We start from the raw sequence: 15,758 nt of genomic DNA, 5'->3' as shown, positions 1-15,758 counted from the left end.
GGCACCCCACTCGGCCGACGAAGTCCCTTAACCGAGCCTTGACCTGCGGCGATACAACCTTTGACAGGACACGCACAAGCCCGGTAAACGCTTCCTCGTCCACCGTTCCCCCTCGAAGGCCGAGGACAAGCGTGTCCCTTTCCCACCGCGCCACCCGGGCTGTCCGTGTCATAGCCACGTCAGCCGCAGCGGTCGCGCTCTCCGTCACCGCCGCCCAGAGCGCCCTCGCCTGCAGCATCGGCGACTTCTCCGCCGCCCCCGCCTGCGACAGCACGGGCGAACCCGTCATCCGGGTCACCGACCGGGACGCCTCCGGCACCCCGGCCGCGCTCACCCTGAAGGTGGAGCTGAGCATGCCGGGCGGCGAGCGGGACGTCGACGCGAAGACGATCGACCACCCGACCGCGCAGGGCGTCAGCGTCGACCTGCACCCCTTGGACTGGTACGCCGGAGAAACCCTCGTGGTCCACGTCAAGGCGGGCGACCGCGTCGACGAGGACCTCAGACCCCCGGTCGTCGTACCGGACGACTTCACGTGCACGCCCACCGGCGGCTCGGCCCCCTCGGCCTCCCCGGCGCCGACGCCGTCCGGCCAGCCCTCCTCCCGGCCCTCCGGCGCGCCCTCCGTCACCCCGAGCCCGGCGCAGACCGGCAGCCCGGCCGCGTCGCCGGTCGCGAGCAGCGCCCCGTCGCCCGCCGGCGGCGGCACCCACCTCGCGGAGACCGGCGCCTCCGGTGCCACCCCGGTGATCGCCGGTGCGGCGGCGGCGCTGGTCGTGCTCGGTGGCGGCGTCGTCGTCGCCCTGCGCCGCAGGGCGGCCCACGGCTCCCGGTGAGCCGGTGCCCGGTCCGGCCGAGCCCTCGGCCGGACCGGCGCGTCCGCGGCGCCCGCTTACCCTCGTAGGCATGACAGCCCGCGCCGCGTCCCTCCCCCGCTCTCGGCTTCGCTCGAGCGGGGGGACCCCCGTCGTGGGAACGGTCACGCGCGGGACGACCAACCCCAACCGGCTCCGCCGCATGGACCGCTGGATCGCGGCGACCCACGGCGCCGAACTGCGCCGCGCCGCGGACCCGCTGGCCATCGACCTCGGCTACGGCGCCGCCCCCTGGACCGCCGTCGAACTGCTCGGCCGGCTGCGGACGGTCGCGCCCCACACGCGCGTGGTCGGCATCGAGATCGAACCGGAGCGGGTCGCGGCCGCGCGGCCGTACGAGCGGGAGGGGCTGACCTTCCGGCACGGCGGCTTCGAGGTCCCCGTGCCCGGGCGGCCGGTGCTCGTCCGGGCCGCCAACGTGCTGCGCCAGTACGACGAGGACGAGGTCGCCGCCGTCTGGGAGCGGCTGTGCGCGCGGCTAGCGCCGGCCGGCGGCGGCTCGCGCGGCGGACTGCTGGTCGAGGGGACGTGCGACGAGATCGGGCGGCGGCACGTCTGGGTGGCGCTCGGCCCGGAGGGCCCCCGGACCGTCACCTTCGCCACCCGGCTGGGCTCCCTGGAGCACCCCTCCGGCCTCGCCGAGCGGCTGCCGAAGGCGCTGATCCACCGGAACGTCCCCGGCGAGCCGGTGCACACCTTCCTGCGCGACTTCGACCGCGCCTGGGCCGCCGCCGCGCCCTACGCCTCCTACGGCGCCCGTCAGCGCTGGCTGCGCGCGGTGCGGGACCTGACGGCCGACTGGCCGGTGACCGACTCCCCCGCCCGCTGGCGGCAGGGCGAAGTGACGGTGGCGTGGGAGGCGTTGGCGCCCCGGAGCTGACATCACCCGTTCGGTGAGGGTGGGACGGAACGATCCTGGTGCGCCGTTCGTCACATCGGCGGGGAGATCGTCATGCCCGGGCGGGTACAGGGGGAACACCTACCTCTGTCGTTCTGTGTCGCAACGTGACACCATCCCCCCGGCACCGTAAGTTACTGACGGTAAATCAGCTTTGGGGGCATCTGTGATGGGCTGGGGCAAGCGCAGCATCCTGTCGGCCGCCGTGACCGTGGTCTGCGCGGTGACCGTGCTGGGCGCGCCCGGCACGGCCTTCGCCGCCCCCTCGCCCGGCCCGAGCGCATCACCGACTCCGCCGCCCGGCAAGGACCTTGAGCGGGTCCGCGAGAAGCTCGACGAGCTCTACCACGACGCGGCCGTCGCCACCGACGCCTACAACGCGGCCGAGGAGAGGACGAAGCAGCAGTCCGCCCAGATCGTCGCGCTGGCCAGGAAGATCGACGAGGGGCAGCGGGAACTCGCCCGGCTCAAGGACCAGGCGGGCGCGGCCGCCCGAGCCCAGTACCGCACCGGCGGCATCCCGCCCACCGCCCAGTTCCTGCTCAGCGACGACCCCGGACAGGTCCTGGACGGGGCCGGCCTGGTGCTCCAGGGCCAGCGGGCGACGAAGTCGCTGATGAGCGAACTGACCAGCACGCAGAAGCAGTTGCAGGCGTATGCCGCCGACGCCGCCGACCAGTGGAAGAGGCTGGACGCCGAGCGCCGGGCCAAGGCCGCCGCCAAGAAGCGGATCCAGCAACAGATCTCCGCCGCCGAGAAGCTCGAGTCCGACCTGGAGAAGAAGGACAAGGAGCGGCTCGCCAGGCTGGAGGAGCAGGCCGCGCTGAAGGCCCAGACGGACTGGCTGGACACCGGCATCCTCAAGAAGATCCACGGCAAGGCGTCGGCGCAGGGCGAGAAGGCCGTCGCGTTCGCCACCGCCCAGCTCGGCAAGCCGTACGTGTGGGGCGCCGAGGGACCGAAGTCCTACGACTGCTCCGGCCTGACCTCCCAGGCCTGGGCGGCGGCCGGCCACCCCATCCCGCGCACCTCGCAGGAGCAGTGGAAACAGCTCAAGCACGTCGACATGAAGGACATGCGCCCCGGCGACCTCGTCATCTACTTCGACGACGCCAGCCATGTCGCCATCTACATCGGCGACGGGGCGATCATCCAGGCCCCGCGCCCAGGCCGGACGATCACGGTGGCGGGCGCCGGTTCGATGCCGATCCTGGGGATCGTACGACCGGACGCGTAGGCCGCACGGCCGGGACGGGCCGGGCGGCACAGCGCCCTCGAGTCGCGGCCGCCTTCCGGGTGCGGGCTCCGCCGGGGCACGTGACGTACGCCATGTGACCCAGTCCACCGCCCATCCCGACCCACCCGGGCCGGACGTGAGCTTCGTCATCTCCTGGGCCGGGTCGCCCTGTCCAACTGTCGTACGGAACGCGGCATATGACAGCGGTCTGCGCGGGAGCGACGCGGCTCACACCATTCCATCGGAGTGGGCAATGCCGCTATGGTCACCCGTCGGTGGCTTCGAGACCCTCGACGCCGCCGTGCCCTCGGGGGGAGGGAAGGAACCCAAGACGATGCCCGTACCCGTACCGCGGCAGAGAGCGATCCCGGCCGTGGAGAGTGGTCAGGCGCAGGCCGCCTCCGCAGTCGGCGGCCCCCTCAAGGAAGAGGCCCACCGCGACGCCACGCCCACGAGCGGCACCGGCGCCACTCTCACCCTGCTGCTGATCGAGGACGATCCGGCCGGTTCGCCGATCGTGCCCGACCTGCTGGACCCGGCCGGCAAGCCGATCCGTGTGCGCACCGCCCGCAACCTCACCGAGGCCGAGCGGCTGCTCACCGACGACGTCCACTGCATCCTGCTGGACCTGGCGCTCCCCGCGCCCGGCGGCAGAGGCGCCGACGACGAGCTGGCCGTCCTCAAGCACGTGCTCGAGCTCGCGCCCCGGCACGCCGTGCTCGCGCTGACCGCCTCCGGCGACGCCGAGCGCGGCGCCGAGGCCGTACGCGTGGGCGCGCAGGACTATCTCTTCCGGGACGAGCTGGACGGCCGGCTGCTCAGCCGTGCCATCCGTTACGCGGTGGAGCGGAAACGTTCCGACTCGGCCGAGCGGCGGCTGGCGGAGGGCCGGCTGCGCGCACAGGAGAACCGCCGTCTGGAGCGCGGGCTGCTGCCCACGCCCCTGCTCGAGGGCTCCTCGCTGCGGTTCGCGGCCCGCTACCGCCCCGGCCGCTCCCGGGCGCTGCTCGGCGGCGACTTCTACGACGCCGTCCGCACCCCCGACGGCACCGTGCACGCCATGATCGGTGACGTCTGCGGCCACGGCCCGGACGAGGCCGCGCTCGGCGTGGAGCTGCGCATCGCCTGGCGGGCGCTGACGCTCGCCGGGCTGTGCGGGGACGAGCTGCTGGGCACGCTGCAGGAGGTGCTGGAACACGAGCGCGCCGACGACGAGATCTTCGCGACTCTGTGCACGGTGGACATCGCACCCGACGGCCGCCGCGCGGGCCTGTGCCTGGCGGGCCATCCGGCCCCGCTGCTCGCCCGCCCCGGCCGGCCGGCCCGGCTGCTCCCCTACGACAACAACGGCCCCGCCCTCGGCCTGCTCCCCGGCGCCCGCTGGCCGCGGATGCAGGTGGAGCTGGGCGCCGAGTGGAGCCTGATGCTCTACACCGACGGCCTGATCGAGGGCCGGGTCGGCGAGGGCGGGGAGCGCCTGGGGCAGGAGGGGATGGTGTCGATGATCCGCCGCCAGCTCTCCGAGGGGCTGCGGGGAGAGCATCTGCTGCGGGCCGCGGTTCATGAGGTGCGGCAGCTCAACGGGGGCGAACTGACGGACGACGTGGCTGTGGTGCTGCTGGATCGGGCGCCCTAGTTCCGGGCTCTCGCCGTAGGGAGTTCCTCACCGTCGCCGGGTGCGGTGCGTGGGGGTTGCTCGCGCGGTTCCCCGCGCCCCTCGGGCACCCGCGCCCGGCAATCGCGACTAGCGGCCGCCGTTCCAGGGCCCGTAAGGACCGTCGCTGCTGCTTCCCCGGCCCCGGCGGCGGAATCCCCTGCCCCCGGACACCTGCTGAAGCGCCGGCCGTACGTCCACGAAGAAGACGATCGTGGCGACCAGACCCGCGAGCTGCAGGAACAGCATCGGCACGAACAGGTTCACGGCGACCGCGATGCCCAGGATGATCAGCCAGAAGCCCTTGTTCTGCTTGTCCGCGGCGCGGTACGCGTCCTCGCGGAAGACCGCGGCCATCACGAACGCCACGATGGCGAGCGCCAGCATGACGGTGAAGATCAGCCACATCACGCCGCCCACTGCCGTCATCAGCACAATGCCCACCACCCGAGTCGAGTCGTCCGTACAGCCACCGTACCCGTACAACGGGCCGGGCACCCCCAAGGTGCCCGGCCCGGTGTCATCTCCTCGATCCGGCTCACTTGGCCGGCGGGGTGGTCTTCTTCGCGGTGGTGGCCTTGCGGGCGGCCGGGGCCTTCTTCAGGGTCGGCTTCTTCTCCGCGGCGGACTCGCCGCCGGCCTCGGCCGGCTTCGGCTCGGCCCTGAACCCGGCCGGCTCGGCCCTGTCCTGGACCGGCTCGGGCTTGCCCTCGACGGCGATGGCCAGCTCCTCGATGTCCTCGGCCGCCTCGCCACGCCAGTTCCGCACCGCCTGCTCGCCGTGCTCGGCGACCCGCTCGTAGGTCTCGCGGGCCTTGACGGCGTACTCGGCGGCGACGCCGACGCCGCGCAGGGCGAAGTCCTGGGCCTGCTCGCCGAGCTTCTTCAGGTCGACGTCGAGGGTGCCGAGGAGTTCGTTCACCTTGCTCTGGAGGGTTTCCTGCGCCTCCTTGGCCCGGGTGGCGGCCTTCTCCTGCACGGCCTTCGGGTCGGTGTTGCGCACGGCGTCGATGCGGGCAGGAGCCTCGACGCGCAGCTGCTCGACCAGGGCGGGCACCTTCTTGGCCTGCTGGATGGCGAGGTCGGCGGTGCCGGCGGCGAAGTAGAGCGGAGTCGGGTCGCTGAGGGTCTTGCGCAGGTCGTCGGTGATGGCCATGGTGATCTGGTCCTCCCGGATTCGCGTTCGGCTGAGGTTGTTGGTGGTCCGCGGTGAGGCGACCGGCGCCCTGGTCCGGTTATCCGGCCGTCCGCCGCGGACCGGCATCGGCATCGTGTCCGCCGGCCGTGCCCGTACCGCGCACGGCGGTGTCGCCGGTGTCCGCCCTCCCTCGCTGCGCCAGGTCCTCGACCGCCTCGTCCGCGGCGGGCTCGCCGACCCCGAATCCGTTCTCTTTCCGGAAGGACTCGTAGATCTGGAGCAGCACCTGCTTCTGCCGCTCGTTCAGCGAGGGATCGGCGAGGATGACGGCGCGCGTCTCCACCTCGTCCCGGTCCCGCTCGGCGTCGAGGATCCCGGCGCGGACGTACAGCGTCTCGGCGGAGATGCGCAGGGCCTTGGCGACCTGCTGGAGCACCTCCGCGCTGGGCTTGCGCAGCCCGCGCTCGATCTGGCTCAGGTAGGGATTGGACACCCCGGCGGCGTCGGCGAGCTGACGCAGCGACAGCTGGGCGTTCCGCCGCTGCTCGCGCAGATACTCACCGAGATTGCCGACGTTCAGTGATGCCATGCCTCCACCTTGCCGCATCTTCGCTAACAATTGCAAGCACCCGCTTGCAAAAGTGTCGTGGGACCGTCCCCGGGGACCGGGTCAGGATCGGAGAAGCGCCGGCCGGTCCGTCCCCGCTAGCGTGGCCGCCATGGACCTCACCGCACCGCACGCAGCCGACAGCCACGACCTGATCCGTGTGCACGGCGCCCGGGAGAACAACCTCAAGGACGTCAGCGTCGAGATCCCCAAGCGCCGGCTGACCGTGTTCACCGGCGTGTCCGGCTCCGGCAAGAGCTCGCTGGTGTTCGACACGATCGCCGCGGAGTCGCAGCGGCTGATCAACGAGACGTACAGCGCGTTCGTGCAGGGCTTCATGCCCACGCTGGCCCGGCCCGAGGTCGACGTGCTCGACGGGCTCACGACCGCGATCATCGTGGACCAGCAGCGGATGGGCGCCGACCCGCGCTCCACCGTCGGCACCGCCACCGACGCCAACGCGATGCTGCGCATCCTGTTCAGCCGGCTCGGCACGCCGCACATCGGCTCGCCCAAGGCGTTCTCCTTCAACGTCGCCTCGATCAGCGGCGCCGGCGCGGTCACCGTGGAGCGCGGCGGCCAGCAGGTGAAGGAGCGGCGCAGCTTCAGCATCACCGGCGGCATGTGCCCGCGCTGCGAGGGCCGCGGCACGGTCTCCGACCTGGACCTCGGCCAGCTCTACGACGACTCCCTCTCCCTCAACGAGGGCGCGCTCAGCATCCCCGGCTACAAGACGGGCGGCTGGAACTACCGCCTCTACACCGAGTCCGGCCTGTACGACGCGGACAAGCCGATCCGCGACTTCACCAAGCGTGAGCTGCACGACTTCCTGTACCGCGAGCCGACCCGGATGAAGATCGCGGGCATCAACATGACCTACGAGGGTCTGATCCCGCGGATCCAGAAGTCGATGCTCGCCAAGGACAAGGAGGGCATGCAGCCGCACATCCGGGCGTTCGTCGACCGTGCGGTCACCTTCACCGTCTGCCCCGAGTGCGAGGGCACCCGGCTCACCGCGGCGGCCCGGTCCTCGAAGATCGAGGGCGTCAGCATCGCCGACGCGTGCGCGATGCAGATCAGCGACCTGGCCGAGTGGGTCCGCGCGCTGGCCGAGCCGACGGTGGCGCCGCTGCTCGCCTCGCTCCGGCACACCCTCGACTCGTTCGTGGAGATCGGCCTCGGCTATCTGTCCCTCGACCGGCCGGCGGGCACACTGTCCGGAGGCGAGGCCCAGCGCGTGAAGATGATCCGCCACCTCGGCTCGTCGCTCACCGACGTCACGTACGTCTTCGACGAGCCCACGATCGGACTGCACCCGCACGACATCCAGCGGATGAACGAGCTGCTGCTGCGCCTGCGGGACAAGGGCAACACCGTGCTGGTCGTGGAGCACAAGCCGGAGGCGATCGCGATCGCCGACCACGTCGTCGACCTCGGTCCCGGCGCCGGTACGGCGGGCGGCACCGTCTGCTTCGAGGGCACCGTGGACGGGCTGCGGGCCAGCGGCACGCTCACCGGCCGGCACCTGGACGACCGGGCCGCCGTCAAGGACACGGTGCGCAAGCCGACCGGTGCCCTGGAGATCAGGGGTGCGACGACGCACAACCTGCGCAACGTCGACGTGGACGTCCCGCTGGGCGTGCTCTGCGTCGTCACCGGGGTGGCCGGCTCCGGCAAGAGCTCGCTCGTGCACGGTTCGATCCCGTCCGGCGCGGACGTCGTGTCCATCGACCAGGCCCCGATCCGCGGCTCGCGGCGCAGCAACCCGGCGACCTACACCGGTCTGCTGGAGCCGATCCGCAAGGCGTTCGCCAAGGCCAACGACGTGAAGCCGGCGCTGTTCAGCGCCAACTCCGAGGGCGCCTGTCCCACCTGCAACGGCGCCGGTGTCGTCTACACCGACCTGGCGATGATGGCCGGCGTCGCCACGACCTGCGAGGAGTGCGAGGGCAAGCGGTTCCAGGCCTCGGTGCTGGAGTACACCCTCGGCGGGCGGGACATCGCCGAGGTGCTGGCGATGTCGGTGACCGAGGCGGAGGAGTTCTTCGGCGCGGGCGAGGCGCGCGCCCCGGCCGCCCACAAGATCCTGGAGCGCATGTCCGACGTCGGCCTCGGCTACCTCACCCTGGGCCAGCCCCTCACCACGCTCTCCGGCGGCGAGCGCCAGCGCCTGAAGCTGGCCACGCACATGGCCGACAAGGGCGGTGTGTACATCCTCGACGAGCCGACGACGGGCCTCCACCTGGCCGACGTCGAACAGTTGCTGGCCCTCCTCGACCGCCTGGTCGACTCCGGCAAGTCCGTCGTCGTGGTGGAACACCACCAGGCGGTCATGGCCCATGCCGACTGGATCATCGACCTCGGCCCCGGGGCCGGCCACGACGGCGGCCAGGTCGTCTTCGAGGGCACCCCGGCGGAACTGGTCGCGACGCGCTCGACCCTGACGGGGGAACACCTGGCGGCGTACGTCGGCGCGGGGTGTGACACGGCCGCGCGGTGAAGCGCCGTGGAACCGCGGTCGGTCGCCGAGTACGGGTGCGCCGCGTCCCCAACCTCACAGGGCGATACAGCTAGCCGGCCAGCACCGCCTCGCACGACGACCAGGCCGGGGGGCTCAGCAAGGGGCGGACGCGGGTGAAGAGGCCGAGCAACGCGGGACCCCACCGGCTGCGGAAGGCGGGGTCCAGGACGGCCAGGTCGAGTTCGTTGGCGGCGGTCAGCTCGGCGAAGTCCCGGCGCGGGCCGGCCCCGGGGACGTGGGCCCGGCCGGTGAAGCGGTCCCGGAAGACCCCGTCGTCCTCGGCGAGCGCCGGATAGCTCGCCTCGCGGTCGCAGGAGCCGTACAGGTACACGAGGGCCTCGGCCTCGGTACCGATGACTCCCGCGAGGTCGGCCCGGCGGTCGGGCGGCAGCAGGGCCTCGGGAAAGCCGTCGGTGCCGTAGCAGGCGTGACACAGGCCCGCGAGCCGGAGAGCGGGGCGCGCGCCCCACTGCGCGAGTTGCCGCTCGACGCGCCGGAGATGCGCGAGGAGGGTGCCGCCCGGATGCGCGAGATCGGCGGCTCCCAGGTCGCGCAGGAACGCGATCGCGGCGGCGGGGGAATCCGGCACGGGTCTCCTCCGTCCGTCGGCCCGAAGGACATCGTCCTGACGATCATCCGGCGGTGGGCGTGAACCGGTCAATCCTCGGATTTCCTCCGCCGGCCCAAGCCGTCGCTTCACCCGCTCCCCGGCCTGGGGGCGCTCGCCGCGTACAGCCACTCCCTCAGCGCCCTGAAGTCGGCCTCCGTCAGCCCGTAGCGGTGGTCCACCCGGTGGAGCAGGGCGGGGGCGGGATGGTGGACGGTGGTCCAGGCGCGGTCGGCCTCGGTGATCTCGTCGTCCACCCAGATGAAGTGGCGCCCGGCCGCCCAGTCGACCAGCGGCCGGGTCTTCCAGTGCAGCAGCCCCGGCGGTTCGTCCTCGTCCGGCCACTCCACGACCGGCAGTGGCGGCAGGCCCAGCCAGGGCGCGAGGACCGCGTTGGCCTCGTCCATCCAGGTCGTGGCCCACACCAGCTCGCAGCCCAGCGCGGACAGCCGGCGGCCCAGGCCCGGATCGACCCGGTTCAGCAGCGGGTGGGCGTCGGCGCCGGCCGAGGGGCCCGCGTAGACCGGATAGGCGCGGTCCGCCGCCCCGAACGGGATGAGCGGACCGTCGACATCGAGGAAGAGCAGCATCACGGTCCAGGATCAGCCCTCGAAGCCCCCTTCGGCCAGGATCTCGTCGATCCGCGCCCGGTGGGCCTTCTCCCAGTCGTCCAGGGTCTGCTCGGCCTCCTCGGCCGACTTGGCGAGGGCGACCTGGAGGATCTCCGCCGCGCGGGACGCCGGTACGGCGACGACGCCCTCCTCGTCCGCCACGACCACGTCTCCGGCCTCCACCCGTACACCCCCGCAGCGCACGGGCCCGTTCAGCGGTCGTACGGCCTTCTTGGCGCCGGGGATCGGGATGATGCCGCGGGCGAAGACGGGGAAGGCCAGAGCCCGGACCTCGCCCAGGTCGCGGATCAGCCCGTCGGCGACGAACGCCGCCACGCCCCGCCGCTGCGCGACCGCGCACACGTTGCCGCCGGCCAGCGCGTGGTCGAGGTCCCCGGACTCGACCACGATCACCGAGCCGGGCGCGGCGCGGTGGATGGCCGCGTGCAGCATGAGGTTGTCGCCGGGCGGGCAGCTGACGGTGAACGCCGGTCCGGCGACGCGCGGTACGGGCTGCCACAGCGGCCGTACGCCGATGTCCATGACCCGCTCGCGGCCGAGGAGGTCGGCGAGGGTGGTGGTGGGGATGTCCCCGAGGGCGGCGACGATCTCGGTGTCGGTCATGGCCGCACGCTACCGGCCGTCGGCACCCGGAAGCCGGTGGTCAGCGGGATCACGGCCGCGTCCGGCCGGCCGAGGTGGCGCAGCTGGACGGACCAGTCGCGGGCGGCCCAGGCGGTGGTGCCCTGCGCGAGGTCGCCGAGGACGGTCAGCGAGCCGAAGACGGCCCGGCGGGCGATGGCCCGGCATCCATGGGCGAGAGGTCCTGCGCCTCGTCCACGACGATGTGCCCGTACCCCTCGGGACGTTCGATCAGGCCGGCCAGTTCGTCCAGGAGGACCAGGTCGGCGGCCGACCAGCGGGCCGACTTGTACGAGCGCGGCGGGCGGGGCCACAGCAGCGCCGTCTGCTCGTCGGGGTCCAGCAGGCCACCGGCCGGTCGAACCGGAGCACGTGCGCTCGCGGCTCCCGGCACTTCCGCCGCCCCGCCGGCAACCGGCCCGGTTCCGCGGGCAGCGGGAACACGTAGGTCTCGCGGTGGTGACCGTGGAGAGGTCACTCGACGACGTCTTCGGCACCGTCCACGTCGAACGCCCGCAGCCTCGCCTCCCACCACGTCGAAGCGGTCACGTGCCGCCTCCCTCAATCGCCCTGGAGCAGTGGAAGGTAGGAAGTCACCACGACCGGAGCGTCCGCCTCTCGCAGGCCACGCACCTTGCGCTCGTCGCGTCCATAGCCGACGAAGGCGACCCCTGCCGCCCGCGCCGCCCGGACGTCGGAGCCGCTGTCGCCGATCATCAGCGCGTCGGCGGGCCCGACCCCGAGCCGGACGAGCGCACGGTGCACCACATCCGGGTGGGGCTTCATCAGTCCGGGATCGGACGTGCGCCCCTGAACCGTCTCGAAGAGGTCCGACAGTCCCACGGCGGACAGGTACAGCTGCGCCGCCCGAGGGGAGTTGTTGGTGACGACGGCCAGCCGGTGCCCCGTGTCCACCAGGTGCCGGACGAACTCGACGGCGTGCGGCGTGGGCCAGGCGCTCCTCGCCGCGTCCCGCTCGCCTGCGGTGAGCAGTTCCTCCATCAGCGCCAGCAGGTCACCGCGGCCGGGCCCCGCCCGGTGCACCGCGCGCAGCACCACATGGGGATCGATGCTCTCCCGCTCGTCGGGCGTGAAGAGGTCACCCGCTCCCGATGCGTCGGCCACCTCGCGCAGCGTGTGCGCCAGCGGTGCCGAGGACCCGTCGGGAAAGAGCCGGCAGACCGGCCCGTCGAAGTCGAACAGCACGCACCGTGCCGTCACCAGCATCCGCCGCGCATCCCCCACGTCACCCGGGCCGTCGACCATGCCGTCCCCCCGTCTCATCCGTGCCCACGCCGCCCGGCCCCGGTGGCCGCGCCCCCGGCCCGCGCCGGACGGGGGCCCGCGTCGGCCGCCACCCATGCGCGCAAGGCGTCGATGACCACTCCCTCGCCCCGCACTCCCTCCAGGAGCCCCAGCGGTTCTCGTGCCCGCTGCAGCGCCCGGCGGACGCGTTCGGCCGCCGCGCCGAGTTCACCGGCGCCGGGGCGGTCCGGAAGGACCAGCGCCGCTCGCATCACATCGGGGAACACCGACTGTACGTACTCGAATCCGAGGTAGACGGGCAGATCGGCCTCCATGCCCGCGCACAGCGCCCCATGACCCGCCCGGTGCATGGCGTCCGCCCACATGCGGACCATGAGGTCCTGCTCCGTCTTGTCGTAGTTCATCCGCACCAGATGCGTGGCCAGGTCGTGCAAGGGGTCACCGAACAGGGAGAGCTCCCAGTCGATCACCGACAGACGCTCGCCCCCGGACCCGGGCCGCACCACCACGTTCGCCCGGTGGACATCGGTGTGCAGCAGGACAAACGGACGCGAGGCCGGTTCCGGCACACCGCGCATGAAGCGGTCGATCGCGTCCGCGGGAATGCCCACGGCCTCGAACAGCGACCCGAAGCGGGGCAGGTTGGCCTGGTGAACCCTTTCTTTGGCGAACCGCGCGATCCACTCCAGGAACCCCCGGCTGTGGTCACGGCGCGGCCAGCCCGGTGGAAGGGGCGGCAGTTCCTCCGCCGTGACATCGGCCAGACGGGCGAACATCTGCGCCAGAGCCCAGAGCCGTTCGCTGCCGATGGCGCCCTCCGGGACGACGTCGGCCAGTGTCCGCCCGTCGATGTACTCGTGCAGGGACCAGTCCCCGAAGTCGGCCAGGCAGCGCGGGACTCCGCTCATGTGGGCCTCGAGCGCGCGCAGGACCCGGGCCTCGCTGGACCAGATCCGGGGCACCACCTCGACGGTGGGAAAGGGCGTACGGAACTTCGCGAGCAGCCGTCCGGACGGCTGCCGGAGCAGCAGCGCCAAGGGTTGCCGCAGCGCTGCGATGCGGTTGATGTTGTGGTGGCCGGAAACCACCTCCCCATCGGGGCTGCGGCGCCGCGCCTCCGCGAAGTAGCGCACGAGGGCCAGGTGCACTCCGCGGGGCAGAGGGTGCGACATGCGCGCAGAGGATAGCGGGTGGCATGGGCCTTCTCACGCCGTGTCACTATGTGGACGCCGCTTCACAGGTCGTCCTCGGCCTCGCTCAGCAGTTCCCAGCATGACCGGAAACTGGCCTGCGCGGTGGCGAAGTTCCGGCCGTCGTGGGACTCGGTCTCCGTCGAGTCGCTGTGGTAGTGGGAGAGCTGCGAGCCGAGACCGAGGACGTCCAGCGACGGCACCAGGCTGCCGTCCGTCTCCAGCATGATCGTACGCTCGAACACCTCGTACAGGCCGAACAGCACGTCCTTCTCGTTGATCACGTAGAGCTTGTACTGCGGGGTCATCGGCACGCGGCGGATCTCCGCGTCGGCGTCCACACCCAGCCCCCGCCATTGCTCCATGAGGTCCTTGACCTCGATGGCGTACCTGCGGGCCATGGCACGCCAGCGCTGCCAGATCCGGTCGTCGTCGGGGTCCTTGGCGGCGGGGTACGCCAGCCGCATCCGCTCCGAGGGCAGGAGCATGCGCAGCCGTACCCGCCGCGGAGCGACCTCCCCGCCGGCCACCCGCTCGGCCTGGACCTTCAGATGGTTCCAGAGGGTCTCCGAGGTCAACGTGAAGGTGTCCAGGAGGACTTCGGGCTCTTCGAAGGCGCGGTGGATGAACGGCCCGAGCGAGACCTTCGTCCCCCGCCTGGGCCGCGCGCCGGGCGGTTCCACGTCCGGCACCTTGACCACCCGCATGCCGCTGCCCTGCCGGGACTCCACCCATCCCTCGTCCGACAGCTTGCGCAGCACACGCTGGATGGTGTCCCGGCTGACCCCGAACTCGTCGGCCAGCTGCCGCTGGGTCTTCAGGTTCTGGCCGGCCCGGTAGGTCCCGTTCGCGAGCTGCTCGCGGAGCACGGACTCCACCAGAGTGGCCCTGGGTCCGCCTTCCGCATGTCCTGAGGTAACCACACACCGAACCTAGCGTCCTCGCCCGCGGAACGCACTACTTTGGGCCGCTCATTCACTCCTATTGGACCGATAGGCCCAACCGAGATGACTGGAACCCGACAAGTTGGCGGGGCCGACCCATCTGGCTGGAAGTGGTGGGCATGGGGCCGGGGGCCCTGTCGTGGCGGCCAGGAGAACGTGAGGTCCGCGTGGCGTTCAGGAGAGCGTGAGGTCCGTGGTGATGGTGTTCCACAGCGCGTCGAACCATTTCTGGGACTGTTCCCCGAACGCGGAGTCCCGCTCACCGGCGCTCCTGTCGAAGGAGAAGAGGAGGGCCTGGGAGCCGAGGGCGTCCCACATGTCGAGCCGCTGGGTCTCCCCGGCCGGGTCGCCCCACTCCTCCTCCCGCCTGGTCAGCATGTAGTAGGCGAACAGCACTTCCTCGCCGTTGAGCAGGTACATCTTGAAGGGCGGAGTGAACGGCAGCGCGCGGAAGGTGACCTGGACGTCGATGCCGTGCGTGGCCCGCAGGGCCAGGAGATTGTGCTGGATGACCTGGCCCTGGGCGTTGCGCATCGCCAGCCAGCGCCGATGGACCGGGTCGCCTTCCAGGTGCCCCTCGACGGGCACCGGGAAGGCGAGGGTGATGTCCCGGGACGGCACGAGGATGCGGACCTCGATCCTCCGGGGACGCAGGCTGCCCTCGTGGATCAGCCGGAGCGGCTCGCCGAGGGCGACCATGAGGGTCTCTGCCGTGTGAGAGACGACGTCGATGCGCACGTCGGGGGCCGCGAAGGCCTCGGTCAGCCGGGGAGCGAGGGCCACCATCGTGGGCTGGGGCTCGCTGCGCGTCGCGGTGATCTCGGCGACGCGAGGCGGGCTGCCCTTGCTCACGTCCGTCAGCAGTCCGTCGTCCTGCAGCAACCGCAGGGCCTGGCGTACGGCGCCGCGTTCGACCCCGAACTCCCCCGCCAGTTCCGCCTGGGTGGGCAGGCGGTCGCCCGGCCTCAGCCGGCCGGCGCGAATCCGGTCCCGCAGCGCGTCGGCGACCTGCCGAGAGGAGAGCCGTTTGCCACGGTCCACTGCCACATGCTCCTGGGTCACGACCAAAACGCTACAACTTTGATCCATCTACCGGGAGTTGTTTCGTAGTTGTTTATGAAGATCCACCAACGACCGGAACTTGGTCGCAGTTGGGAACCAACCTGACGGGAACTCACCGGGATTCCGCCCCGCACTCGACCAGTCGGCCACCCGCTCCGGCAATCGGACCGGCATCCAGTCAAATAATCAGTCCAAACCTGACGGCCGGTTAAGCGATCACCGAGCGAGGGCAGAACCATGACGCCGGGATCAGTCCAATTGGACGACTAGTTGATCGCGCGGCGCACGTGACGACAGGGGGAGACATGATCGTCAGCCAACTGGTGACCGCCACCCTGACCATGGGCCTGGAGCACTTGGTCCAGGCGCGCTACGGAGGACTGGGCATGCTCTCCCTGTTCCTCGTCGGCACCGGGATCAAGGCACGGAACTCGACCTGCTCCGGGGTCGGCGCCGTGCTGATGCTGCTGCTGATGCTCCAGGCCTGAGGCCGAACACAGCAGTCC

The 15,758-nt window shown here is 71.8% G+C and carries 16 protein-coding genes and 1 pseudogene; 6 read left to right on the top strand and 11 right to left on the bottom strand.

Features of this window, described 5'->3' with window-relative positions; translation table 11 throughout:
* The first annotated feature begins 131 nt into the window (after positions 1-131).
* The 4 genes from AB0L59_RS38315 to AB0L59_RS38300 all read left to right on the top strand — a co-directional run bounded on the left by AB0L59_RS38315 (position 132) and on the right by AB0L59_RS38300 (position 4,646).
* Positions 132-836, top strand: a complete 705-nt coding sequence (locus AB0L59_RS38315; RefSeq protein ID WP_365591658.1) for an LAETG motif-containing sortase-dependent surface protein — start codon at positions 132-134, stop codon at positions 834-836.
* A 133-nt stretch (positions 837-969) separates the two neighbouring features.
* Entirely contained in the window at positions 970-1,755 is a 786-nt protein-coding gene (locus AB0L59_RS38310) for a class I SAM-dependent methyltransferase (protein ID WP_365591656.1), read from the top strand.
* 187 nt (positions 1,756-1,942) lie between these two features.
* Entirely contained in the window at positions 1,943-3,010 is a 1,068-nt protein-coding gene (locus AB0L59_RS38305; protein WP_365591699.1) for an NlpC/P60 family protein, read from the top strand.
* Between the two features lie 334 nt (positions 3,011-3,344).
* Positions 3,345-4,646 (top strand): fused response regulator/phosphatase, encoded by a 1,302-nt coding sequence (locus AB0L59_RS38300; protein WP_365591653.1) that lies wholly within the window; start codon positions 3,345-3,347, stop codon positions 4,644-4,646.
* A gap of 108 nt (positions 4,647-4,754) precedes the next feature.
* On the opposite strand, the gene AB0L59_RS38295 is transcribed toward AB0L59_RS38300, so the two are convergent.
* From AB0L59_RS38295 to AB0L59_RS38285, 3 genes are all read right to left on the bottom strand, one after another.
* Entirely contained in the window at positions 4,755-5,099 is a 345-nt protein-coding gene (locus tag AB0L59_RS38295) for a DUF2516 family protein (RefSeq protein ID WP_365591696.1), read from the bottom strand.
* 103 nt (positions 5,100-5,202) lie between these two features.
* On the bottom strand, positions 5,203-5,820 hold the full coding sequence (locus AB0L59_RS38290; RefSeq protein WP_365591651.1) for a hypothetical protein: 618 nt from the start codon (positions 5,818-5,820) through the stop codon (positions 5,203-5,205).
* 79 nt (positions 5,821-5,899) lie between these two features.
* Positions 5,900-6,391: a helix-turn-helix transcriptional regulator gene (locus AB0L59_RS38285; protein WP_365591648.1), complete on the bottom strand. Its 492-nt coding sequence runs from the start codon at positions 6,389-6,391 to the stop codon at positions 5,900-5,902.
* Positions 6,392-6,521: 130 nt separating this feature from the next.
* Between AB0L59_RS38285 and AB0L59_RS38280 the strand changes: the two genes are divergently transcribed.
* On the top strand, positions 6,522-8,909 hold the full coding sequence (locus tag AB0L59_RS38280; protein WP_365591645.1) for an excinuclease ABC subunit UvrA: 2,388 nt from the start codon (positions 6,522-6,524) through the stop codon (positions 8,907-8,909).
* Positions 8,910-8,979: 70 nt separating this feature from the next.
* Here AB0L59_RS38280 and AB0L59_RS38275 read toward each other — a convergent pair whose 3' ends face one another.
* The 8 genes and pseudogenes from AB0L59_RS38275 to AB0L59_RS38240 all read right to left on the bottom strand — a co-directional run bounded on the left by AB0L59_RS38275 (position 8,980) and on the right by AB0L59_RS38240 (position 15,258).
* Positions 8,980-9,519: a DUF6817 domain-containing protein gene (locus AB0L59_RS38275; protein WP_365591642.1), complete on the bottom strand. Its 540-nt coding sequence runs from the start codon at positions 9,517-9,519 to the stop codon at positions 8,980-8,982.
* 107 nt (positions 9,520-9,626) lie between these two features.
* Positions 9,627-10,127 carry an HAD domain-containing protein gene (locus tag AB0L59_RS38270; protein WP_365591639.1) on the bottom strand — a complete coding sequence of 167 codons (501 nt, stop codon included), beginning with the start codon at positions 10,125-10,127 and terminating at the stop codon, positions 9,627-9,629.
* Between the two features lie 12 nt (positions 10,128-10,139).
* Entirely contained in the window at positions 10,140-10,772 is a 633-nt protein-coding gene (locus AB0L59_RS38265; RefSeq protein ID WP_365591636.1) for an RraA family protein, read from the bottom strand.
* 14 nt (positions 10,773-10,786) lie between these two features.
* Positions 10,787-11,145, bottom strand: a pseudogene (locus AB0L59_RS38260) (AAA family ATPase); the annotation flags it as partial.
* Between the two features lie 206 nt (positions 11,146-11,351).
* Positions 11,352-12,056 (bottom strand): HAD-IA family hydrolase, encoded by a 705-nt coding sequence (locus tag AB0L59_RS38255; RefSeq protein WP_365591633.1) that lies wholly within the window; start codon positions 12,054-12,056, stop codon positions 11,352-11,354.
* 14 nt (positions 12,057-12,070) lie between these two features.
* A complete protein-coding gene (locus AB0L59_RS38250; protein ID WP_365591631.1) occupies positions 12,071-13,228 on the bottom strand; it encodes an aminoglycoside phosphotransferase family protein in 1,158 nt (385 codons plus the stop codon).
* 62 nt (positions 13,229-13,290) lie between these two features.
* Positions 13,291-14,124 (bottom strand): GntR family transcriptional regulator, encoded by an 834-nt coding sequence (locus AB0L59_RS38245; RefSeq protein WP_365591628.1) that lies wholly within the window; start codon positions 14,122-14,124, stop codon positions 13,291-13,293.
* A 240-nt stretch (positions 14,125-14,364) separates the two neighbouring features.
* Complete coding sequence (locus AB0L59_RS38240; protein ID WP_365591625.1) at positions 14,365-15,258, bottom strand: GntR family transcriptional regulator; 894 nt, start codon at positions 15,256-15,258, stop codon at positions 14,365-14,367.
* 299 nt (positions 15,259-15,557) lie between these two features.
* Between AB0L59_RS38240 and AB0L59_RS38235 the strand changes: the two genes are divergently transcribed.
* Positions 15,558-15,740 (top strand): hypothetical protein, encoded by a 183-nt coding sequence (locus AB0L59_RS38235; protein WP_365591622.1) that lies wholly within the window; start codon positions 15,558-15,560, stop codon positions 15,738-15,740.
* The last annotated feature ends 18 nt before the right edge of the window (positions 15,741-15,758 follow it).

The organism is Streptomyces sp. NPDC052109, assembly GCF_040680195.1.
In the GTDB taxonomy this organism is placed as follows: domain Bacteria; phylum Actinomycetota; class Actinomycetes; order Streptomycetales; family Streptomycetaceae; genus Streptomyces.
This window is presented reverse-complemented; position numbering and strand designations above follow the sequence as displayed.